The 20,637-nt window shown below is 60.0% G+C and carries 20 protein-coding genes and 3 pseudogenes; 15 read left to right on the top strand and 8 right to left on the bottom strand.

Annotation, left to right across the window (positions count from 1 at the left end):
• Positions 1 to 9: 9 nt before the first annotated feature.
• The 5 genes and pseudogenes from ACSQ13_RS07875 to ACSQ13_RS07855 form a co-directional block, all read left to right on the top strand.
• Positions 10 to 864, top strand: coding sequence for a fumarylacetoacetate hydrolase family protein (locus ACSQ13_RS07875; protein WP_295512273.1), 855 nt, complete (start codon positions 10 to 12; stop codon positions 862 to 864).
• The gene (hpaH, locus tag ACSQ13_RS07870) at positions 861 to 1,661 is read left to right on the top strand and encodes a 2-oxo-hept-4-ene-1,7-dioate hydratase (protein ID WP_295512274.1); all 801 of its coding nucleotides are present in this window, start codon (positions 861 to 863) and stop codon (positions 1,659 to 1,661) included. The genes ACSQ13_RS07875 and hpaH overlap by 4 nt, the downstream gene beginning before the upstream one ends.
• Before the next feature lie 171 nt (positions 1,662 to 1,832).
• Positions 1,833 to 2,105, top strand: a pseudogene (locus ACSQ13_RS07865) (BMP family ABC transporter substrate-binding protein); the annotation flags it as partial.
• Between the two features lie 3 nt (positions 2,106 to 2,108).
• Positions 2,109 to 2,918: pseudogene (locus ACSQ13_RS07860) on the top strand (ATP-binding cassette domain-containing protein).
• 11 nt (positions 2,919 to 2,929) lie between these two features.
• Positions 2,930 to 3,421: pseudogene (locus tag ACSQ13_RS07855) on the top strand (amidohydrolase family protein); the annotation flags it as partial.
• On the opposite strand, the gene ACSQ13_RS07850 reads toward ACSQ13_RS07855, so the two are convergent.
• The 3 genes from ACSQ13_RS07850 to ACSQ13_RS07840 all read right to left on the bottom strand — a co-directional run bounded on the left by ACSQ13_RS07850 (position 3,413) and on the right by ACSQ13_RS07840 (position 7,148).
• Entirely contained in the window at positions 3,413 to 4,153 is a 741-nt protein-coding gene (locus tag ACSQ13_RS07850; RefSeq protein ID WP_295512278.1) for an endonuclease/exonuclease/phosphatase family protein, read from the bottom strand. The pseudogene ACSQ13_RS07855 and the gene ACSQ13_RS07850 overlap by 9 nt on opposite strands.
• A complete protein-coding gene (locus tag ACSQ13_RS07845; protein ID WP_295512280.1) occupies positions 4,150 to 5,511 on the bottom strand; it encodes a phospholipase D-like domain-containing protein in 1,362 nt (453 codons plus the stop codon). Before ACSQ13_RS07845 ends, ACSQ13_RS07850 begins: the two co-directional genes overlap by 4 nt.
• A gap of 98 nt (positions 5,512 to 5,609) precedes the next feature.
• Positions 5,610 to 7,148, bottom strand: a complete 1,539-nt coding sequence (locus ACSQ13_RS07840; RefSeq protein ID WP_295512282.1) for a trimethylamine methyltransferase family protein — start codon at positions 7,146 to 7,148, stop codon at positions 5,610 to 5,612.
• Positions 7,149 to 7,559: 411 nt separating this feature from the next.
• Here ACSQ13_RS07840 and ACSQ13_RS07835 point away from each other — a divergent pair, with 411 nt between their 5' ends.
• A complete protein-coding gene (locus tag ACSQ13_RS07835; protein WP_176249222.1) occupies positions 7,560 to 8,156 on the top strand; it encodes an outer membrane protein in 597 nt (198 codons plus the stop codon).
• Between the two features lie 137 nt (positions 8,157 to 8,293).
• On the opposite strand, the gene ACSQ13_RS07830 is transcribed toward ACSQ13_RS07835, so the two are convergent.
• The gene (locus ACSQ13_RS07830; RefSeq protein ID WP_295512285.1) at positions 8,294 to 9,466 is read right to left on the bottom strand and encodes a pyridoxal phosphate-dependent aminotransferase; all 1,173 of its coding nucleotides are present in this window, start codon (positions 9,464 to 9,466) and stop codon (positions 8,294 to 8,296) included.
• Positions 9,467 to 9,695: 229 nt separating this feature from the next.
• Between ACSQ13_RS07830 and cysS the strand changes: the two genes are divergently transcribed.
• The 4 genes from cysS (at position 9,696) to ACSQ13_RS07810 (ending at position 14,632) form a co-directional block, all read left to right on the top strand.
• On the top strand, positions 9,696 to 11,147 hold the full coding sequence (gene cysS / locus ACSQ13_RS07825; RefSeq protein ID WP_295512286.1) for a cysteine--tRNA ligase: 1,452 nt from the start codon (positions 9,696 to 9,698) through the stop codon (positions 11,145 to 11,147).
• Positions 11,148 to 11,253: 106 nt separating this feature from the next.
• Positions 11,254 to 12,870, top strand: coding sequence for a citramalate synthase (gene cimA / locus ACSQ13_RS07820; protein WP_295512288.1), 1,617 nt, complete (start codon positions 11,254 to 11,256; stop codon positions 12,868 to 12,870).
• Positions 12,871 to 12,888: 18 nt separating this feature from the next.
• Positions 12,889 to 13,875, top strand: a complete 987-nt coding sequence (locus ACSQ13_RS07815; protein WP_217902977.1) for an alpha/beta hydrolase — start codon at positions 12,889 to 12,891, stop codon at positions 13,873 to 13,875.
• The gene (locus ACSQ13_RS07810) at positions 13,865 to 14,632 is read left to right on the top strand and encodes a squalene/phytoene synthase family protein (RefSeq protein WP_295512291.1); all 768 of its coding nucleotides are present in this window, start codon (positions 13,865 to 13,867) and stop codon (positions 14,630 to 14,632) included. The genes ACSQ13_RS07815 and ACSQ13_RS07810 overlap by 11 nt, the downstream gene beginning before the upstream one ends.
• Before the next feature lie 2 nt (positions 14,633 to 14,634).
• On the opposite strand, the gene ACSQ13_RS07805 is transcribed toward ACSQ13_RS07810, so the two are convergent.
• Positions 14,635 to 15,858, bottom strand: a complete 1,224-nt coding sequence (locus ACSQ13_RS07805) for an MFS transporter (protein ID WP_176249217.1) — start codon at positions 15,856 to 15,858, stop codon at positions 14,635 to 14,637.
• Positions 15,859 to 15,885: 27 nt separating this feature from the next.
• Here ACSQ13_RS07805 and ACSQ13_RS07800 point away from each other — a divergent pair, with 27 nt between their 5' ends.
• The 3 genes from ACSQ13_RS07800 to ACSQ13_RS07790 are packed head-to-tail and all read left to right on the top strand — an operon-like array spanning position 15,886 to position 17,962.
• Entirely contained in the window at positions 15,886 to 16,671 is a 786-nt protein-coding gene (locus tag ACSQ13_RS07800; protein ID WP_295512294.1) for a precorrin-6A/cobalt-precorrin-6A reductase, read from the top strand.
• Complete coding sequence (locus tag ACSQ13_RS07795; RefSeq protein WP_295512296.1) at positions 16,668 to 17,300, top strand: DNA-3-methyladenine glycosylase family protein; 633 nt, start codon at positions 16,668 to 16,670, stop codon at positions 17,298 to 17,300. The genes ACSQ13_RS07800 and ACSQ13_RS07795 overlap by 4 nt, the downstream gene beginning before the upstream one ends.
• Positions 17,297 to 17,962: an alpha/beta hydrolase gene (locus ACSQ13_RS07790; RefSeq protein ID WP_295512298.1), complete on the top strand. Its 666-nt coding sequence runs from the start codon at positions 17,297 to 17,299 to the stop codon at positions 17,960 to 17,962. Before ACSQ13_RS07795 ends, ACSQ13_RS07790 begins: the two co-directional genes overlap by 4 nt.
• On the opposite strand, the gene ACSQ13_RS07785 is transcribed toward ACSQ13_RS07790, so the two are convergent.
• Entirely contained in the window at positions 17,959 to 18,084 is a 126-nt protein-coding gene (locus tag ACSQ13_RS07785; protein WP_367268369.1) for a DUF6434 domain-containing protein, read from the bottom strand. The genes ACSQ13_RS07790 and ACSQ13_RS07785 overlap by 4 nt on opposite strands.
• Before the next feature lie 184 nt (positions 18,085 to 18,268).
• Between ACSQ13_RS07785 and ACSQ13_RS07780 the strand changes: the two genes are divergently transcribed.
• Complete coding sequence (locus tag ACSQ13_RS07780; RefSeq protein WP_176249214.1) at positions 18,269 to 18,853, top strand: HNH endonuclease; 585 nt, start codon at positions 18,269 to 18,271, stop codon at positions 18,851 to 18,853.
• Positions 18,854 to 18,903: 50 nt separating this feature from the next.
• Here ACSQ13_RS07780 and ACSQ13_RS07775 read toward each other — a convergent pair whose 3' ends face one another.
• Together ACSQ13_RS07775 and xth are read right to left on the bottom strand one after the other, a co-directional pair.
• Positions 18,904 to 19,074, bottom strand: coding sequence for a hypothetical protein (locus ACSQ13_RS07775; protein WP_176249213.1), 171 nt, complete (start codon positions 19,072 to 19,074; stop codon positions 18,904 to 18,906).
• A gap of 130 nt (positions 19,075 to 19,204) precedes the next feature.
• Positions 19,205 to 20,014: an exodeoxyribonuclease III gene (gene xth, locus ACSQ13_RS07770; RefSeq protein WP_295512300.1), complete on the bottom strand. Its 810-nt coding sequence runs from the start codon at positions 20,012 to 20,014 to the stop codon at positions 19,205 to 19,207.
• 366 nt (positions 20,015 to 20,380) lie between these two features.
• On the opposite strand from xth, the gene ACSQ13_RS07765 reads away from it, so the two are divergent.
• Positions 20,381 to 20,608, top strand: coding sequence for a DUF6749 family protein (locus ACSQ13_RS07765; RefSeq protein ID WP_176249211.1), 228 nt, complete (start codon positions 20,381 to 20,383; stop codon positions 20,606 to 20,608).
• Positions 20,609 to 20,637: the final 29 nt, after the last annotated feature.

Here is a 20,637-nt window from a genome sequence, read left to right as displayed (position 1 = left end):
AAGTACACCATGAAATTTGCCACATTCACCGTTGATGGCACCCAATATTACGGCGCTCTGTCAGACGGCGGCATGATCGCGCTGTCGGGCGATTTTCCGCAGTGGAAGACATTGCGCGATGTAATTGAAAACGATGGTTTTTCATCGCTTGAAGCCGCCGCACAGGGCAGGGCCGTCAGCCACGCCAATGGCACGTTCCGCTGGGATATTCCCGTGCCAAATCCCGAAAAGATCATCTGCGTGGGCGTCAATTTCCCCGACCGCAACGCCGAATATAAAGACGGGCAAGACGCACCGCCCAACATGTCGCTGTTCATCCGGTTTCCGCGCTCCTTTGTCGGGCATGAATCGCCTCTAACCCGCCCACCAGAGACACATCAGCTGGATTACGAGGGCGAAATTGCTGTCGTTATCGGCAAAGGTGGCAGACGGATTGACCAAGCTCATGCACTGGATCACATATCTGCAATAACCCTTTGTAATGAAGGTACATTAAGGGATTGGGTGCGTCACGCGAAATTCAACGTGACCCAGGGCAAGAATTGGGACGGATCAGGGGCCATGGGCCCTTGGTTGGTGCCCTTTACGACTCCTGACCAGATCGTCGATGTCGCGCTCGAGACGCGGGTCAACGGCGCGCTCCGCCAAAAGGACCGCACCGGGCGGATGCTGTTTCCCGTCGCGCGCCAGATCGCCTATATCTCGACCTTCACGACTTTGGTGGCGGGCGACATCATCATCACGGGCACGCCCACGGGTGCGGGTGCGCGGTTTGATCCGCCGGTCTGGCTGGTGCCCGGTGACGTGGTCGAGGTCGAAGCCCAAGGCATCGGCATCTTGCGCAACGGAGTAACCGACGAATGACCCCCGATCAGATCACCGCCGCCGCCGACATGTTGTTTCAGGCCGAACTCAGCGGCCAGCAATGCGGGCTGCTGAGCCTTGCCTATCCCGCCATCACGCTGGACGATGCCTATGCCGTGCAGGCCGCCCTGGTCGCGCGCAAACGGGCGGCGGGGGCGCGTGTCATTGGTTGGAAGATCGGCCTGACCAGCCGCGCCATGCAACAGGCGCTCAACATCACCACACCTGACAGCGGCGTTCTGCTGGATGACATGGTGTTCCAGACCGGCGACACGGTGCCCAAGGGGCGGTTCATCCAACCCCGGATCGAGGCCGAGATTGCCTTTGTCATGAAAACCGATCTGGCCGGCGCGGATGTCACGCGCGATGCCGTTATTGCAGCGACCGACCATGTGACCCCCGCGCTCGAAATCCTCGACACCCGTGTGTTGCGTACTGATCCGGCGACCGGCAAACCGCGGGTGATCTATGACACGGTCGCAGATAATGCGGCCAATGCGGGCATCGTTTTGGGGGCTGAGCGGCACAGGATCGACGCGCAAGATTTGCGTTGGGTCGGGGCCGTGGTCAAACGCAACGGGGTGGTCGAAGAAACCGGATTGGGCGCAGGCGTGCTGAATGATCCGGTGATGGGGATTGTCTGGCTGGTCCAACGGCTTGCCGTCTATGGCATGGGTCTGTCGGCTGGCGAAACCGTTCTGTCAGGGTCGTTCATCCGCCCGATCGAGGCAGAACCCGGCAGCGTATTCGACGCGGATTTCGGGGCATTCGGCCGCGTGCAGTTGACCTTTGCCTGACCCGTTGCCGCGCTGGCTGCCGAACCGATCTAGGTCGCTGGCATTTGGGTCAGCCGCATTCACAAGGCAGCGATGGCGGCCAATGCGCGCGGGCGATATCGACCATGTCTATTCGGAGAACGTCAGCAACACCGACTATGCCCGCGTCGTGTGTGAATATGCCGAAGCCGGGAATGGCCTGAAACCGTCGTTGCCCCGGCGATCTGGAACTTTGCGCCGACCTTGGACAAGACGATTGCCGAAGTGCAGCAAGGCATGTGCATGGCGGCGGATTTCGGGATCTATGCGTTCACCAAAGAGGGCGGCACCGTTCTGGCCCCCTTGGGCACGTTTGAGGGTAAGGCCCCCGAAGCCGCGCTTGAACTGGTCAAAAAGCGCGAGGCCGAGATCATGTCAGGTGATTTCACCGTCGAGATCGACGATTGCGAACCCACGTCGCCGTAACCCATGATGGCAACCTCAGAGGTCGTTCTGCGCTTTGACGCCATCACCAAACGCTTTGGCAGGCTGGTCGCGAATGACGCGGTCAGCTTGGCTTTGCATCGGGCCGGGGTCGTGGCGCTGTTGGGGGAAAACGGCGCAGGCATGACGACGTTGATGAATATCGTGTTCGGGGGCGATACCGCCAGCAGAGTGTCGGTGCAGGTGTTCGGCCAGACCCTGCCGCCGGGCAATGCGCGTGCCGCGCGCGATGCGGGCGTTGCCATGGTGCATCAGCATTTCACCTTGGCGGATAATCTGACGGTGTTGGAGAACATCGCGCCTGGCGTCCAATCGCTGAATTATTTTCACTTTAAGAAGGTTTGAATACCGTTCAAAAACAAATAATTGTAAGGCATATTTAAACTTATGGTTGAACCTTCGGCGCGGGTGGGCGGCCTGTCGGTCGGCGAACGCCAGCGGGTGGAAATCTTTAAGGCGTTGTACCGGTATGTGAAAATCCTGATCCTTGACGAACCCACCGCACATCTGCCCCCGCAAGAAGCAGATGACCTCTTCGCAACCCTTCGATTGGCAACCGCAAACGGTTTGTCGATACCCTTTATTTCCCATAAATTACATGAGGTTATAGAGATATCCGACCGTGTTACGGCGCTGCGCTATAGCAAGTTGGTCGCCCAGACCCGTACCGCTGACACGGATAACAACCCATTGCCGGCGCTGATGATGGGCACGGTGGCAAAGCCCCCCGATATCACATTGCCTTCACCATGTAAGGCACTGCTGTCAAATGATAATGTAAGTAATCCGAATTAGCGGGCATCCCGGGCCTCAACGTGATCCCGAACCCGCTGATCAACATCGTCTTGCAGGGGCGCCATGATACATTCCCCAAGCGGCGCGGCCTGACGCGGTTCAAGGAAATGCTGGCGATGGGGATCAATGTCGGCTGGGGGCAGGATTGCGTGCCGGACCTGTGGTATTCGCTGGGAACGGGCGACATGCTGGACGTGGCGTTGATGGGGTTGCAGGTGGCGCAGATGACCAGCCCGGACGCGTTGCGCAAATGCTTTGACATGGTGACCACGGGCAATGCGCGCACCATGGGCTTGCAGAATTACGGATCGGAGGTCGGGGCCAAGGCATCACTGGTGGTGCTGGATGCCGGTGACCCGATAGAGGCGCTGCGCCTGCGGGCCAACCGGTTATGTGTGATCGCCAAGGGCAGGGTGATCGCGCGGGGGCCACGGTCTGACACGGTGCTTAACCTGCCGGGGCGGCCTGACCGCGTGGGGCGGCGGCATAAGACGTCACAGTAAATCGCGGCCGAAACCCATTAGCGGCATGAAATCGAGCCAAATCGGCAGATGATCCGACGCGCGCTTGGCATCCGGTGTTTCAACCACGCCGCCGCCGACCAGCCGCAGATCGTCATCCATCGCAATCCGGTCAAGGGCGGCCATGGGCATGCGCGCATGAAAGCTCTTGCCCGGTGCGTGGATGTTAAAGTGGTGTGCCAGCCGGCCAAGCCCGACAGTCTGGGACCATTCGTTCATATCACCGGCAATCAGCGTCGGGCGGCGCGACCGCGCGTCCAGATGGGCGATCAGCGCTGACAGCTGCGCCCGGCGCGACCGGCGCATCAGGCCCAGATGGGTGGCAATGACGCGCAATGCGATGCCGCCGATATCGGTATCCACCACCATCGCGCCGCGCGGTTCGGCACCGGGCAGGTTGATATGCTGGACGTCGTGAACTTCGGCGCGCGGGGTCAACAAAATCGCGTTGCCATGCCAGCCCATGCTGACCTTGCTGGGCACGGGCACCGCGATCAGGCCGGTTTCGGCGGTCAGCATATCCATCGGCAGGGCCGAGGGGCGTTCACCAAGGCGCATGTCGGCCTCTTGCAGCACAACGATTTCGGCATCCAGATCGCGGATGATCCGCATGATCCGGTCAGGGTCGCGTTGGCGGTCCGTGCCCTTGGCCTTGCGCATATTATAGCTGGCGATGCGCAGCGTGGGGGCGGTGGTGGTATCTGGTGCGGTCATAACATCGGGGCTCCGATGCGGAATATGGCCTCGGACAGCCGGCGCGGCAAGGTCGGGTGCGGCGTGTTTGTGTGGCACTGCGCAAAACCGGCGGTGAACCAGTCAGACAAATCCGCCACGCTGCCCGCATCATAAAGAAACAACATCGCCTCAAAGTTCAGCAACATGCTGCGCACGTCGAAATTGGCCGTGCCCATGGCGGCGGCGTCATCAATCACCATCGCCTTGGCGTGCATCATCGCAGGGGTGAAATAGTGGATCACGGCACCGGCTGTTTCAGCGTCGCGCAGATAGGCACCGCGGGCGAAATCGGCGATCGGCTGCAACGATTTCTGCGGCACCATGATCCTGACATCGACACCGCGCAGGGCCGCGATGCGCAGGGCATTGGACAAGGGTTCGGTCGGCACGAAATACGGTGTCGCGATCCAGATGCGCGAATGTGCCAGATGCAGGGCGCGGATCAGCCCGTCATGCAGGGGGTCTTCGGCAATATCGGGGCCCGAGGGGATCAGTTGTACCGTGGCAAGGCCCGCAGATTTCGGGGCGGGGCTGGTCAGCTTGATATCGTTACCGCTTGCGACCTCCCAATCGGATCTGAAGACATCGCAAAACCCCTGTACGGCCAACCCTTCGAGCAGATAAGCCAGATCGACCCAGCTTGCATCGGTGGGCGCGTCCGACATGTAGTTGGCCCCGATGTTCATCCCCCCCGAGAAAACGCGGGCATTGTCGGCGATGATGATCTTGCGGTGATTGCGCAGGTTCAGGTGGCCCGAACTGGGCAATTGCAGAAACGGCGAAAAGAACAGCACGTCGGCACCTGCCTCTCTCAGCGCTTTCATCGCCTTGTGGGGGCCGCGCATGGTGCCGATCCGGTCCATGAGCAGCCGCACTTTGACGCCGGCCCTGGCCTTGGCGGTCAGCGCCTGGACAAAGCGCCTGCCGGTGTCGTCGTCGGTGACGATATAGAACAGGCAATCAATGCTGCGTTCGGCGGTTTCGATCATCTCCATCAGCGCATGAAATGTGGCCTGCGGGCTGTCGAGCAGCCTGAAGCTTTGGGCCTCGACGGCGGGGGGCATGTTGAAGGCCTGAAAGGTGTGATCCAGCGCGTGTACCGGCGTGCGGTGGTGTTCCTTGTCGGAAAACCGGATCGGGTTGTACTTCTTGTTTTGTTTGCGAAACCCAAGGCCCAAAAACACCGGCACGGCCACATAGGGTAATAACACCAGAAACAGGATCCACGCGGCAGTGGATTGGGGGCTGCGCCGCTGTTGCAGCAGAATGAACGCAACCAGCAACGTCAAAAGAATGACGCCCACGACCTCGATATGGGTGGTGATAAAGCCGAACATAGAGGGTCCCTGCATGTCTTCTTGCGGTAAGGGGCGATGTCGCGCCCCGCTTCAAGACTTAACAGAGCCCCCCGCGAAGTCACGGGGGGAGTTGCATGTTATTGGGGCAGGTGGATATTGAACCTTTCGCGGATCATCCGGTCGGTTGCAGGATCAAACCGCGCATTTGCACGCTGGGCCAGGATTTCTTCCTTGCGGGCTGTCGCCTTGGCCAGCAGATCGGGTTTGCCCAGTTCGGCCCATTCCTTGGGCGATGTGCGGTCGGCCAGTGCGGGATAGATATATTCGGTCTGCATCAGGCTCAGGGTCTGGTCGGAGCCCAGATAATGCCCCGGGCCGCCGATACAGGTGGCGCGGATCACCTCAAGGCTGACACTGTCCTCGGTGACTTCGATGCCGCGCACGCAGCGCAGGGCCTGACCGATCAGATCATCCCCCAAAATCAGCGATTCCAGACAGAACCCCAGCAAGGAGGCGTGCATGCCTGCGGCCTCGTAGACCATGTTCAGGCCGGACATGCCCGCCATCACATTCGACATCGCCTGTTCCCACCCCGCTTGCATATCGGGCAGCTTGGCATCGGCAATGCCCGCCGCAGCGCCGCCGGGCAGGTCATAGTAACGGTGCATCTGTGCACAACCCGCCGTCAGCAGCGCCTGTTCGCCGGACCCGCCCGACATGGCACCGGTGCGCAGGTCGCTGACAAAGGGCCATGTGCCAAAGATCGCGGGATGCCCCGGCTTGATCGCGTTGACATAGACCAGCCCTGCCAGACATTCCGCAACCGCCTGAACGATCGCACCGGCAATGGGGGCAGGGGCGGTGGCACCGGCCTGACCGGCCGACAGCAGCAGGATCGGCATGCCGCCGTCGATCAACGCCTCCATCACCAGACAGCTTTCGGTGGCAAATTTCATCGGGGGCACGACAAAGCAGTTCGAATTCGACACGAAAGGCCGTGCGCGCCATTTGTCTTCGCCTCCCGCGATCATGTGCAGCAGTTCCAGCCCGTGCGGCACAAAAGACGGTTCGGTAAAGGAAACCCCCACATGTTTGGTGGTACCCGCACAGCAGGCATAGATCGAATTCAAATCCATCTCGAGGTTGTCGGGGATGTCGCGGCACACCATCGGGCGCTGCACGAAATGCAGATTGTCGAGCTGGTCGGCAATGCGCGCGGCATCATGCAGGTCTTGCACGCCACATTCGCGGTAGGTGCGCCCGTCCACTTCGACCAGATGCACAGCGGCCCCGGCGGTGCCGTAATGGACCTTGGTGCCCGACAGTTCCAGATCGTGCTTTGGATCACGGCCATGCAAGGTGACAGAGCGGTTGGCCGATGCGATCGTGTCTTCGATCAGCGCACGGGGAAAGCGCAGCCGGCCGTCGTCGCCCAGAATGGCACCGGCACCGGTCATATGGGCAATTCCCGAGGGGGGCGCGTCGGCAAGGCCGATCTGTTCCAGCGCGTCCAGAACGGCCAGATGGATACGGTCCATCGCGGCGGGGGACAGCGGATTATAGGTGCCGCCCGACATGCCAGCCCGAACCGGGCGCAGATGATCGGCAAGGGGGGCGGCGCGTGCGGCACGGCGTGCGGCGCGGCCACCAGTGCGGTGAGGTGTTTGTACGGTCATGAAGGGAATCCAGTATTGGTGACTGTCAGGGTGCGAAAGGCCAAGCTAGTGGCCCAAGGGTGCCCCCCGTGCCGCACGCCCGCGATCCGCACCGATGGTGCGGCTGACACGCGTCGCGATGCAGTGGTCTGTTTTCATGAACCTGCTCCCAAGATTGTTCCGATGCTGCGAAAATAAAGTCGCCGACGCTGTCTTGTTTGCGACGTAAATTCTGTTTGCGACCAAGTGAACTCCTTGTGAACAAGGGCAATGGGTGGCGGCCCTCCGCCGACGGGCAAGGCAAAACAGCAACAAACCGCCCCCCGATTGATCTATGACAAGTGGTGATTGAAACCGATGCCTACTTTGCGAGTTATGTCATCGAGGCGGGATCGCCCCGCTCGGACATGATATCCTAAGGAGTTATCTATTATGAAACGTACAATGAAAATTGCTTCAGCCGCTCTTGTCGCATCATCTGCTTTCGCAGGCTCCGTCTTTGCCGGCAGCCTGAGCGAACCCGTGATCGAACCTGTGATGATGGAACCCGTTCCAGTCATCAACACTGGCGGCGATTGGACCGGTTTTTACGCTGGTTTGCAGCTCGGCTATGGCGATGCAGATGGCCCGGGCGTGCTGGATGGCGACAACGGCCTTTATGGCTTCCACGCTGGCTATGACTATGATTTCGGTCAGTTCGTCTTGGGCGGCGAGCTTGATTATGACCAAACCAACATCGACCTGAACGGTGGTGCAGCAACAATTGATTCCGTTGCACGTGCCAAGATCAAGGGCGGTTACGACTTTGGTAACACATTGGTCTATGCGACCGGTGGCTATGCCTTGGCTGACACGTCGGGCGGCGACGAAGATGGCGCGTTCTATGGTATCGGCATGAGCTATAAGGTCTCGGAACGCTACACCGTTGGTGCGGAGCTGCTGGAGCACCGTTTCAAGGATATCGGTGGTGTTGTCGGTGACGATCTGGACGTGACAACCTTTACCCTGCGCGGTTCCTACCGCTTTTAAGGCGACCAAGTGAGAAAACTGGCGGTGTGACCCTTGGGGGTGCCTGAAAAGGTGCCTCCGGCGGGGATATTTAAGAGCCAGAGAACAGGGGCCAGGGAGCAATCCCCGGCCTCTGATACGTTTCGGGGGTGCGGTTGCTATTTGATGCGGCTGTCGGCGAAATCGCACAGGGTTTTCAGGGCCTGCGCAAAAGCGGTGTCTTCGATGGTCATCGCAACCCTGATATGGCCCGCGGCTGCCTGACCGAAGCTTTCCCCCGGCATCACCGCGATATGATGGGCCTCGAGCAGCGCATAGGCGAAGTCTTCGCCGGACATGCCGGTGCTACGGATGTCCAGCATCAGATACATGGCCCCATCGGCGGGCACCAAGGACACGGCATTCTGGCGCGCGATGATATCCTGGGCCAGCAGACGGCGGCGCTGGAAGGGGGCGGCGATTTCTGTTTCGAAAGCGGGGCCTTGGTTCAGGGCGAATTGGGCGGCATCCTGGATAAAGCCCGGCACGCCGTAGGTGGTATGGGTGGCAAGATTGGTCAGATGTTCGATGGCATCCGCCGGCCCCACGATCCAGCCGCAGCGCGACCCGGTCATGGCGTGGCTTTTCGACATGGAGCCGACAACAAGCGTGCGGTCGGCCATATCGGGCAGGGCGCGGGGCGACAGATGTGTGCCTTTCCAGACTTGCGTGTCGTAGACTTCGTCAGAGATCAGCCACAGGTCGTGATCCATGCAGGCACGCGCAATGCCGTCGAGGGTGGAGCGGGAATAGACCACGCCGGTGGGGTTGTTGGGCGAATTGACCAGCAGCGACTTTGCCCCCGGTGCGGCGGCAGCGATTACATCGGCACGGGGCTGGAAGGCGTCATCGGCATGGGCGGGGACTGCTTTTGGCACGGCACTGACACCGCGGATCGTGCCGGGATAGGTCGCATAATAGGGATCAATGAACAGCGCCGTGTCACCGGGGTTGGTGGCGGCGGCATGGGCGGCGAACAGGGCGGCCTGGCCGCCGGGGGTGATTACCACGTTATCGCGGGTCGTGGGCACGCCGGTGCGGTCCTGCACGCGCCGGGCGACGGTATCGCGCAAGGCGGTGGTGCCGGGAACCGAGGCATAGCCCGTGTGCCCGGCAAGGGCCGCCCGGTGCATTTCCTGCAAAATCGGTGCTGCGGTGCGGATGTCATGCTCTCCGATGGTCAGTTCGGTGACGGGGGTGCCGTCAGAGATCATCTGGCGGGCGCGCAGGAACACGCCCCAGCCATCTGATCCGCCGCCCAAAAGACCTGTGATGCGTGAGGAAAGCTGCATTCGTTATCTCCGATTGATCTGTTTGGGCCGCAGGGGCGCAGAGGTGGCGGGCTTTGTCAATCAAGCTTGACCCATAGGGCTGCCCCGCGCTAGGCAGGTGCCATGACGATGAACACACTCATTATTTGCTGTATTCCCTGCTGAGACTTTCCGGCGGGCCTGTTCATAGCGTTTTCTTTTCAAAACAAATGTGCCATGCCCGCGCCATACTTGCGTAAGGACGCGCCATATGACGACGATCAAGCTGCACAACACGAAAACCCGCAAACGCGAGGATTTCGTTCCCATCGACCCTGAAAACGTGCGGATGTATGTCTGCGGGCCCACGGTGTATGACCGCGCCCATCTGGGCAACGCGCGGCCAGTGATCGTGTTCGACGTGCTGTACCGGTTGCTGCGCCATGTCTACGGGCCGGATCATGTGACCTATGTGCGAAATTTTACCGACGTGGATGACAAGATCAACGCACGTGCGGCGCAAAGCGGTCGGTCGATCGGAGAGATCACCGCAGAGACGACCCAGTGGTTTCTGGACGATATGGCGGCTGTGGGGGCGCTTGAACCCAACGAGATGCCGCGCGCGACGGCCTATATCCCGCAGATGATTGCGATGATTCAGACGTTGATCAAAAAGGGTTATGCATATTCCAAGCCTATTAGCTTTGGGCACAACTCCAGAGCTGTCTATTTCAATGCCGATAAAGCTCCGGAACACAGCTTTTTCAAAGTTGAGGAGGACAAGGACTATGGAGCTCTATCCGGTCGGTCTTTGGATGAGATGATCGCAGGGAGCAGGGCCGAGGTAGGTGAAGGAAAAGAAAACCCCATGGACTTTGTCTTATGGAAGCCGTCGAACGGTGACGAACCCGGTTGGGACAGTCCTTGGGGCTTCGGTCGGCCGGGATGGCATATCGAATGCTCGGCTATGGCAAAGGCCTTGCTCGGTGACACTTTCGATATTCATGGCGGTGGTTTGGACCTACAGTTCCCTCATCATGAGAACGAAATTGCCCAAAGCTGCTGCGCTAATGGTACGGATTTTATGGCCAATTACTGGCTGCACAATGAGATGTTGCAGGTCGAGGGCAAGAAGATGTCCAAGTCGCTTGGCAACTTCTTTACCGTGCGTGACTTGCTGGATCAGGGCGTGCCGGGCGAGGTGATCCGGTTCGTGATGCTAAGCACGCATTACCGCAAGCCGATGGACTGGACCGTCGAAAAGGCCGTTGGAGCAGAATACAAGCTACATGGTTTTCTTGAGCTTATTGCTGACTATGGGGACTTGGAAAAGGCAAAAAAAATACAGCCTACCGACGCAATGATTGATGCCCTGTCGGATGATTTGAATACGCATGCCGCGCTTGAAATTCTCTCAAAGGGAAACGGCTCTGCTGACGCTGATCAATTGGCCGCAAATCTCGTGTTTCTGGGTTTTTACTCGTGGGACGCCTTGGCTTCTGAGCTCGCAGAGCGGCAAGAAATTAAGAGAAGATTGTCAGACGTTGGTGATCGTCTATCAGCGCTAAGAAAAGTGGCAATGGAAACAAAGGACTTTTCTTTAGTGGATGCTATGAAACGTCAGTTGGAAGACATTGGCCTAAGTGTTCAAATGAGCAAAGACGGTGTTTATTTGCGGCCGGATACTGAATTCAGGCTTGCCAAACTAGAGGCCCTCAAATGATGCGCGCATTTGCGAATGGTGGCGCAGTTTGTTGCGGCGGGAGTGAGGGGCCAGCCCCTCACGCTCCCCGGAGTTTATTTGGCAAAATGAAGGTGGGGGTGCGGAAGTGACGAGAGAACGCCTTTATCTTTATGACACCACGCTTCGGGACGGGCAGCAGACCCAAGGGGTGCAGTTTTCGACCGCCGAGAAAATCACCATCGCGAATGCTTTGGACGGGCTGGGGGTGGATTATATTGAGGGCGGATGGCCGGGGGCGAACCCTACGGATTCCGCGTTTTTCGAGGATGCGCCGCGCACCCGTGCCCGGATGACGGCCTTTGGCATGACCAAACGGGCGGGGTTTTCGGCCGAGAATGATGACGTGTTGGCCGCTGTGATGAACGCGGGTACCGAGACCGTTTGTCTGGTGGGCAAGACCCATGATTTCCACGTGACTGCCGCGCTTGGCATCGAGCTGGATGAAAATACAGAAAACATTGCGAAATCAATTTCCTATCTGGTGGCGCAGGGGCGCGAGGCGCTGTTTGATGCGGAGCATTTCTTTGACGGGTACCGCGCCAATCGCGCCTATGCGCTGACGGCGATCAAGGCCGCCTATGACGCTGGCGCGCGCTGGATTGTGCTGTGTGACACCAATGGCGGCACCATGCCCGCCGAGGTGGGGCGGATCACGGCTGAGGTGATTGCGGCGGGCATTCCGGGCAGCCATCTGGGCATTCATACCCATAATGACACCGAAAACGCGGTCGCCTGTTCGCTGGCGGCGGTGGATGCCGGTGCGCGGCAGATACAGGGCACGTTGAACGGGCTGGGCGAACGCTGCGGTAATGCAAATCTGACCACGTTGATCCCGATCTTGCTGCTGAAAGAGCCCTATGCCAGCACGTTTGAGACCGGGATCAGTCTGGAGGCGCTTGAGGGGTTGACCCAGATCAGCCGCAGTCTTGATGAAATCCTGAACCGTGTGCCGATGAAACAGGCGGCGTTTGTGGGGTCTTCGGCCTTTGCCCACAAGGCGGGGCTGCATGCGAGCGCGATTCTGAAAGACCCGTCGACTTACGAGCATATTCCGCCCGAACGGGTGGGCAATGCGCGGATCATTCCGATGTCCAATCAGGCGGGTCAATCCAATCTGCGCCGCCGTTTGGAAAGCGCAGGCCTGACGATTGCCAAGGGCGATCCGGCGTTGGGGCTGATCCTCGATCAGGTCAAGGCACGCGAGGCCGATGGCTATAGCTATGATACCGCGCAGGCCAGTTTCGAGCTGTTGGCGCGGCAGGCCCTGGGGCAGATGCCCGATCTGTTCGAGGTCAAGCGCTATCGCGTTACGGTTGAGCGGCGCAAGAATAAATACGACCAGATGGTCAGCCTGTCGGAGGCCGTTGTCGTCGTCAAAGTCGACGGTGAAAAGCGGCTTTCGGTAAGTGAAAGCATGGATGAGGAAGGCTGCGACCGTGGCCCGGTGAACGCGCTTTCCAAGGCGATCGTCAAGGATTTGGGGCAGTATTCGGCCCTGCTGGAGGATATGCATCTGGTCGATTACAAGGTGCGCATTACCCAAGGCGGCACCGAAGCGGTGACCCGCGTGATCATCGACAGCGAAGACGGGCAGGGGCGGCGTTGGTCAACCGTAGGGGTATCGGCCAACATCGTGGATGCGTCCTTCGAGGCGTTGCTGGACGCGATCCGGTGGAAACTGATCCGAGACCTGAAGGCATAAGGGACCAAAGGGATGCTGTTGAAAACCCTCCTGGCCATTGTGCTGAGCGTGGTGATCACGCTGGCTGTCGCTGTTGTTCTTGTTGTGAGTGATCCGGCCACGCCAGCCGCGCCAGTCGCGGCAACGGGCGGGTTGGATTTCGCAGACTATCTGGCGAATACCGCAGGGGGCACCGTGGCACCGCCGCTTCAGAATGCCACGATGCGCGATGGCTACGCGCTGGCCTACCGGCGTTTTGACGGGCCTTTGGGGGCGCCGATGTTGGTCTTGGTGCACGGGTCGGGGTGGCACGGATTGCAATTTGTGCAGATCGCCCAACAGCTGAGCAAGAAGGCCACTGTTCTGGTCCCTGATTTGCGAGGCCATGGCGCTGCACCGGGGCGGCGGGGGGATATTGATTACGTCAACCAGCTTGAGGATGATCTGGTTGATCTGATCACCGCGCTGCATGAACCGGGCCAAAAGATCGTTTTGGGCGGGCATTCCTCGGGGGGCGGGTTGGTCGTGCGGTTTGCGGGCAGCGATTATGGCCAGTTGCTGGATGGGGCGGTGCTGATCGCCCCGTTTCTAAAGCATAACGCGCCGACCACGCGGAAAAATGCGGGCGGATGGGCGACTGTGCATCAGCGCCGGATGATCGGCCTGTCGATCCTGAACGCCGTTGGCATTTCGACGTTTAACGACAAGACCGTGATCCGGTTTGCGATGCCCGATCTGGTGCTGGACGGGCCTTTGGGCGATACGGCGACCACGGGTTATAGTTACCGGCTGAACACCGGATTTGCACCACGGGATGACTATCTGGCTGATGTGGCGGGGCTGCCGCCGTTCGTGGTGATCGCCGGAGCCGATGATGAAGCGTTTTACGCAGATAAATACGAGGAAACGATGGCCGCAGTGAGCGACAAAGGCACCTATGTGATTGTGCCGGGCAAAGGGCATTTGGGGATCGTTGACGCCCCCGAAACGGTTCAGGCAATCGGGGGTTTTCTTGATGCAATTTGATGATGATCTGACCGCCTGCGCCGCCATTGTTGAGCGCGCGGACCCGTTGCGGTTTCGCGCGACCATGGCGGCCCCTGTCAAAGCGCGGCGCGTCTTGTTCCCGCTATATGCTTTCAACATCGAAGTGGCCCGTGCACCTTGGGTCACGCAGGAGGCGATGATTGCCGAAATGCGCCTGCAATGGTGGCGCGATGTCTGCGAAGAGATCGGCCAGGGCGGCCCTGTGCGCCGCCACGAGGTCGCGACGCCTTTGGCGTCAGTCCTGACCGCAGATCAGGCGCGGTGCCTTGATACGCTGGTGGGGGCGCGCCGTTGGGATATTTACCGCGATGCCTTCGAGGATGCCGCGCATTTTGACGCCTATATCGACCAGACCGCGGGCAGCCTGATGTGGGTTGCGGCCTCGGGGCTGGGTGCGGCGGATGAAACCGTGGTGCGTGACGCCGGCTATGGCGCGGGGGTGGCGGCGTGGTTTCACGCCATTCCGCAACTGGTGGAACAGGGCCGCGTGCCTTTGCTGGATGGCACTGATGCGGGGGTGGCGGGCCTGGCGCACAAGGCGCTTGGGCGGCTGCAAAACGCCCGAAGCCAGCGCGGCAAGGTGTCGGCAGCAGCGCGGCCTGCGCTGTTCAGCATCGGGGCAAGTGCTGCTGTGCTTGAGGCCGCGATCCGCGAACCGTCGCGGGTGGGGGATGGCAGCTTGCCCGCGCTTGATGATTTTCCGCTGTCGTGGCGCGCACTTAGCGGGCGGTGGTAAGCTTAGGCTTGTGCCGATTTCTGACGCAGCACGAGCCAGATCAACGCGCCGCCTGCCAAAACCAGAAACGGGATCATCGCGATATTCACTGCGGCCCAGCCTTCGATGGCGCTGCCGCCTGAACAGTTCATCAACCCGCCACTGGCCAGCGATGCAAAGGTCACGCCGCCGAACACCAGCAGATCGTTCAGGCCTTGCATCCGGCCCCGCTCGTGCGGTTCATGCGCGCCTGCCAGCATGGATGTGGCCCCGATAAAGCCAAAGTTCCAGCCGATCCCCAACAGGATCAGGGCGACATAGAAATTGCCCAGCACGACCCCTTGCAGGGCGACCATGCCTGCGACCGCCAGAATTGCGATGCCAAGTCCAAGGATCTTTTCGACGCCAAAGCGCGCGATCAGATGGCCGGTAAAGAAAGACGGCGCGTACATTGCCAGAACATGGCCAGTGACCACATGGGACGCATCCACGATGTTATAGCCACAGCCGACAACCGCCAGCGGCGTCGATGTCATGACAAGGTTCATCAACGCATAAGAGACCATGCCGCAGATCACTGCGACCGCAATGCGCGGCGTCTTGAGCAGCTCCATCCGGGACCGCCCCTTGGGGGCGTCAACCGATGGCAGAGGTGGCTTGGGGATTTGCAGGAACGCAAACAAAAGCATGCCAACCGCGTTCAATGCGATTGCGGCCACATAAACGGGGAAAAACCGCATCACGGTCGCATCAGGGCTGGAATCGGTCAGCAGACCCACCAGTTGCGGCCCCAGCACGGCCGACAAAAGCCCGCCCGCCATGACATAGGAAATCGCCTTGGGGCGAAATTCATCCGACGCGGTGTCGGTCGCGGCAAAGCGGAAAAAACCCTGGGAAGACATGTAGATGCCCATCAGGTAGCTGCCCAGCAGGAACATCGCAAAGCTTTGGACCGTCAGGGCATAGGCACAGGTCGCTGCCCCCGCCATGCCGCCAAAAGCGCCAATGATGAACCCGGTGCGCCGCCCGAATTTCTGCATCACGCTGGACAGCCACGGTGCCGTGGTCATCGACCCGAAGACGATCATCGAGATCGGCAAGGTCGCAAGGCAGACGTTGGGCGACAGCTGTTGCCCCGCCAATCCGCCGATCACGAAATACATCGGCATCTGGCTGCCAAGGAAAGCCTGCGCGGTGACCAGAACGGCCACATTGCGCTTGGCGCGGGTGTCATCAATCATTGTCATGGCAACGGCGTAAACTTAGCTTTTGCCATGGGCAAGCCCCTTGTGTCTGGTCGCGGCCTGAGCGACGATTGCACGATGGATCAGAGCACTCATATTTTGTTGATCGCGGGCAGCGCCGAGGCGCATGGCATTGCCGCACAGATAGCGCAAACATCGCAAAGAATGCAGGCGTTCCTGCGGGCCCCCGAACGCAGTTTCGGGCCTTTGCCCGTGCCTTGGAAAATCTGGTGCCCTGCGTCGGTTGAGGCGATGAAATTATTTCTGAAGCAGCAGCGGATCACCGCCATTTGTGATGCCGGTCACGGTTTTGATGCCGATGTGTCGGACCGCGCCGCCGCCGCTGCCGCGGAACTGGGGCTTGCCTATGGGCGGGTGTTGCGGCCGGTCTGGCCCGTTGATCCGCCGGGCCTGCGGGCCGCATCGGTTGCCGAAGCCGGCGCATTGATATTGCCGGGCGCGCGGGTTTTTGCGGCAACGGGCAGGGGCACCGTGGCCCAATTCGCCCCCTTTGCCGGCGCGCGTCTGTTCCTGCGCCAGAACGGCCCGAACGCCCGCAGTGTCTTGCCCGATTTTGTGGAACCGGTGTTGGGCACGCCGCCCTTTACCGTGGCACAAGAGGTCGCGCTGTTCGAGCAGTTGAACATCGACACAATGATTTGCCGCAACGTCGGCGGTGCCCCGAGCCGCCCCAAGCTGGATGCCGCGCGTCAGATGGGGTTACGGACCATCGTGATCGACAGGCCGGCCCCGCCACGCGATGTGCGCATCTTGGGATCAACCGCCGAAGCGGTGGATTGGCTGGCCGCGCTATGACCGTCGGGCGCATTATCACCTGCGATGGGGATGTGGCCGAGGGGGCGGCGTGGCTGGCCGCGACCCATCCGCGCTTTGCCGATGCTTTGCAGGCGACCGGCCCTTTGCCCCTGCGGCTGCGTGCCGACGGGTTTGACGCGTTGATCGGGGCGATCATCAGCCAGCAGGTGTCGGTCGCGTCGGCAAATGCCATGCGCGCCAAGATGGATGCGCAGGGCCTGACCCACGAGGCGGCGATAGTTGCGGCGGGCGAAGACGGGTTGCGCGATGCGGGCCTGAGCCGCCAGAAAATCCGCTATGCTTTGGCGCTGGCACAGGCGGGCGTGGATTATGCCGCCCTGCGCGATGCCCCCGATGCGCAGGTGATCAAAACGCTGACCGCAATCCCCGGTGTGGGCAGTTGGACGGCGCAAATCTATGCCATGTTCTCGCTTGGCCGCGCCGATGTGTTCGCCGAGGGCGATCTGGCCTTGCAAGAGGCCGCAAAAGTGCTTTTTGATCTGCCAGAGCGGCCAAAGCCCAAAGCGCTGGCGCTGATGGCCGAAGACTGGTCACCGTGGAGGTCGGTTGCAGCCCGCGCGCTGTTTTCGTACTACCGCGTTGTAAAACAAAGGGAAGGGATCACATGACACGCGTCTTAAACGCAGAGCGCCGCGAGCCGGTATCGGGGGAAACGCGGTCAGCCGTGGTCTTCCTGCACGGCTACGGGGCCAATGGCGCTGACCTTTTGGGGCTGGCCGATCCGTTGGGCGAACATCTGCCCGACACGCTGTTCGTGGCCCCCGACGCGCCCGAGGCCTGCGCCGGTGCGCCGATGGGGTTTCAGTGGTTTCCGATCCCGTGGATTGATAATTCCTCCGAGGAAGAATCCGAGCGCGGCATGATGCAGGCGGTGCAAGACCTCAATTCATTCCTGGATGCGCTGATGGTGGACGAAGATTTGCTGCCCGAACAGGTGGTGTTGTTCGGCTTTAGCCAGGGCACGATGATGGCGCTGCATGTTGCCCCGCGCCGCGAAGAAGCAGTGGCTGGCATTGTCGCGTTTTCGGGTCGTTTGCTGAGCCCCGAAAGCCTGAAAGACGACGCATTGGTGCGCCCGCCGGTCTTGTTGGTGCATGGCGATTCCGACGATGTTGTGCCGCCACAATCCCTGCCCGAAGCGGCGCAAGCCTTGCAAGACGCAGGCTGGACGGATGTGTTTGCCCATATCATGAAGGGCACCGCCCACGGCATCGCGCCTGACGGGTTAAGCGTATCGCTTGCGTTCATGCGCGACAAACTGGGGCTTTAGGTCTTTGATCGGCGGCGTGGCCCTTCGTCGGGCATGTCGCCCATTTTTTTCGGCGCAGCGTTCCCGATCCCGGCCATAAACGGGCGGTCGAACCTGAACGCATCGCCGCATTGGCTGCGCATGAAACGCCGGGTTTACCCGCTTGGCGAAACTTTCACATGCCCGTTACTTAACCATCATACCCTGTCTGCGACATCTTGTGCTCCTTTGCGACTTGTCAGGCGCAAAACACGAGATATAGTTTTAACCATCGGCGGGGCTGTTCCCGCCGGACCGGACGCGGAACGGCAAAGGGTTTACAGTTACATGGACGGCGACTTTAGAACAGAATTCACGCGCAGCCCCGCAGGGCTGAAAGATAAACCGGCCCTGGTGCTGAATGCGGATTACAGGCCATTGTCCTACTATCCGTTGTCGCTGTGGCCCTGGCAGGATGCGATCAAGGCGAAATGGCTGGACAGGGTCGATATCGTTGCCGAATACGACGACTACGTGCACAGCCCCTCGATGGAGATACGGATCCCTTCGGTTGTCGTCCTCAAAGATTATGTGAAACCTCAAAAGCGCGTGGCCTTCACGCGCTTTAATTTATTTCTGAGGGACGAATTTTGTTGTCAATACTGCGGCGCACGGGGCGATCTGACATTCGACCATGTGGTGCCACGGGCGTCGGGCGGGGTGACAAGCTGGCAAAATGTGGTTGCGGCGTGCAGCCCGTGCAACCTGCGCAAAGGGTCCAAAGCGCTGCACCAGACCGGGTTCCACCTGCGCAAACCGCCGCGCCAACCCGCTGCCGAGGAACTCCGCAACATGGGCCGCAAATTCCCGCCAAACCACTTGCACGAAAGCTGGATGGATTTTCTGTATTGGGATGCCGAGCTTCAGGCCTGATTGCGATGTGTGGGGTCGATTATCGCAGTCGGATCAGGTGAATTGCGATCTTAGAAACGCAGCGACGCGGTCATGGGCGGCAGGCGTTCGCGCCCCGCGGCGGCCATGCTTTCCATCAGGGCGCGCGCGTCTGCTACGGAGCCGTCTTGCAGTTTCGGCAGGTCAAGCGCTGCCATGGTATCAAGGACAGCCTGAATTTGAGGATGGACGTCGTCTGGCATGGGGGTTCCTTGCTGCGTTTGGAAGAACAAAGTTTATTGGATTTCGTCGGCCTGACCACCATGAACAAACCCTGCGCCGCGCGTTGGCGGCTCAACCTCCGAACCCGCAGCTTTCAGGGGGAAGCTGTGGCTAGATATCCAGATCAACCCAAACAGGCACGTGGTCGGACGGCTTTTCACGGCCGCGCACGTCCTTGTCGATCTGGCAGTCGCGCAAACAATCCGCCACAGCGGGGCTGAGCAGAAAATGGTCGATGCGGATGCCGTTGTTGCGGTTCCATGCCCCGGCCTGATAATCCCAAAAGCTGTAATGGCCGGGCCCTTGGGTGCGCGCACGGAATGCATCGGTCAGGCCAAGGACCAACAAACGCCGCCAGGCCGTGCGCGATTCAAGCCGAAACAACGCATCCTCGCGCCAGGCATCGGGGGTCGCGGCGTCTTCGGCCTGGGGGATGATGTTGAAATCGCCAGTCATCAGAAACGGCGTTTCTTCGGCCAGCAGGGCGCTGGCGCGGTCGTGCAGGCGCTGCATCCACGCCAGTTTATAGGCGTATTTCCCGCCCTCTACGGGCTGGCCTGCGCTGTCGAGCTCGACCGGATTGCCATTGGGCAGATACAGGCCGCAAATGCGGATGGCCTGTTTGTCCCCCATGACCGAGGCCTCGATATAGCGCGCCTGATCGTCGGCTTCATCGCCGGGCAGGCCGCGTGTCACGTCTTCGAGCGGCAGTTTTGACAGGATCGCCACCCCGTTGAACGATTTTTGCCCGTGGGTTTCAACATTATATCCGCGCTCTTCGAATATCTCGCGGGGGAAATTTTCATCGACGGATTTGATCTCTTGCAGGATCGCAACATCGGGCTGCGCCTCGTCCAGCCATTGGGGCAGCGCGTCGATCCGTGCCTTGATCCCGTTGATGTTGAACGTTGCAATTTTCATGGCTGGCCCCCTGGCAAAGATAGGCTCCAGCTATCGCGTATCCTGTGCAGTGGGGCAAGAGCGCGGTCCGTTAAAATAGCGCTGGAATTGCCCCTGATTCGGGGCAGAATTGCGGAGGGGCGCGGATTTTAAAAATTCCGGAAACGTCAGGATGCCGGTTGAGATAGCTTCGAGCGTTCCGCTGTGTGCCGTTGTTTTTAATAGAATTTTCCCGATGGTCCGAAACGGATTTGATACACGGAACCCGCCGAAATTCGCGCTAAAATGGCAGTTAACGCACGAGTAACTACTTTTGAGATTAATTATTGGGCAATTGGAGCATTCGCTCGCAATTGGTTGAAAATCTAATTTCGAAGAGGACCTTACATGACTGCATTTGCCTATGTTGAAGAAACACTTTTCACCGCCGCACCATCGGACCGGACCTCGCTTCATGGGGGTGGGGGAACTGACCTGTTTACGACAGGGGCCAGCGCCGGACCTACCGATATGGCGACAGGCGGGGGGACCGACCTGTTTACCACCAGCTGCACCCCTGCGGGGACCGCTATGTCATCGGGGCATCTGGTGGAGCTGTTTACCACCAGCTGCTGATCTTCGTTTTGTAACGGCCCTGTGCCCGA

It is taken from the genome of Sulfitobacter sp. SH22 (assembly GCF_965641905.1).
Lineage (GTDB): Bacteria > Pseudomonadota > Alphaproteobacteria > Rhodobacterales > Rhodobacteraceae > Sulfitobacter.
Note: the sequence above shows the minus strand (reverse complement) of the source record. Positions and strands in the feature narration are given on the sequence as shown.

Coding starts and splice junctions, on each gene's coding strand:
- ACSQ13_RS07875 (WP_295512273.1), top strand. CDS start 10: ATGAAATTTGCCACATTCACCGTTGATGGCACCCAATATTACGGCGCT.
- hpaH (WP_295512274.1), top strand. CDS start 861: ATGACCCCCGATCAGATCACCGCCGCCGCCGACATGTTGTTTCAGGCC.
- ACSQ13_RS07850 (WP_295512278.1), bottom strand. CDS start 4,153: ATGACCGCACCAGATACCACCACCGCCCCCACGCTGCGCATCGCCAGC.
- ACSQ13_RS07845 (WP_295512280.1), bottom strand. CDS start 5,511: ATGTTCGGCTTTATCACCACCCATATCGAGGTCGTGGGCGTCATTCTT.
- ACSQ13_RS07840 (WP_295512282.1), bottom strand. CDS start 7,148: ATGACCGTACAAACACCTCACCGCACTGGTGGCCGCGCCGCACGCCGT.
- ACSQ13_RS07835 (WP_176249222.1), top strand. CDS start 7,560: ATGAAACGTACAATGAAAATTGCTTCAGCCGCTCTTGTCGCATCATCT.
- ACSQ13_RS07830 (WP_295512285.1), bottom strand. CDS start 9,466: ATGCAGCTTTCCTCACGCATCACAGGTCTTTTGGGCGGCGGATCAGAT.
- cysS (WP_295512286.1), top strand. CDS start 9,696: ATGACGACGATCAAGCTGCACAACACGAAAACCCGCAAACGCGAGGAT.
- ACSQ13_RS07810 (WP_295512291.1), top strand. CDS start 13,865: ATGCAATTTGATGATGATCTGACCGCCTGCGCCGCCATTGTTGAGCGC.
- ACSQ13_RS07805 (WP_176249217.1), bottom strand. CDS start 15,858: ATGACAATGATTGATGACACCCGCGCCAAGCGCAATGTGGCCGTTCTG.
- ACSQ13_RS07800 (WP_295512294.1), top strand. CDS start 15,886: ATGGGCAAGCCCCTTGTGTCTGGTCGCGGCCTGAGCGACGATTGCACG.
- ACSQ13_RS07795 (WP_295512296.1), top strand. CDS start 16,668: ATGACCGTCGGGCGCATTATCACCTGCGATGGGGATGTGGCCGAGGGG.
- ACSQ13_RS07790 (WP_295512298.1), top strand. CDS start 17,297: ATGACACGCGTCTTAAACGCAGAGCGCCGCGAGCCGGTATCGGGGGAA.
- ACSQ13_RS07785 (WP_367268369.1), bottom strand. CDS start 18,084: ATGCGCAGCCAATGCGGCGATGCGTTCAGGTTCGACCGCCCGTTTATG.
- ACSQ13_RS07780 (WP_176249214.1), top strand. CDS start 18,269: ATGGACGGCGACTTTAGAACAGAATTCACGCGCAGCCCCGCAGGGCTG.
- ACSQ13_RS07775 (WP_176249213.1), bottom strand. CDS start 19,074: ATGCCAGACGACGTCCATCCTCAAATTCAGGCTGTCCTTGATACCATG.
- xth (WP_295512300.1), bottom strand. CDS start 20,014: ATGAAAATTGCAACGTTCAACATCAACGGGATCAAGGCACGGATCGAC.
- ACSQ13_RS07765 (WP_176249211.1), top strand. CDS start 20,381: ATGACTGCATTTGCCTATGTTGAAGAAACACTTTTCACCGCCGCACCA.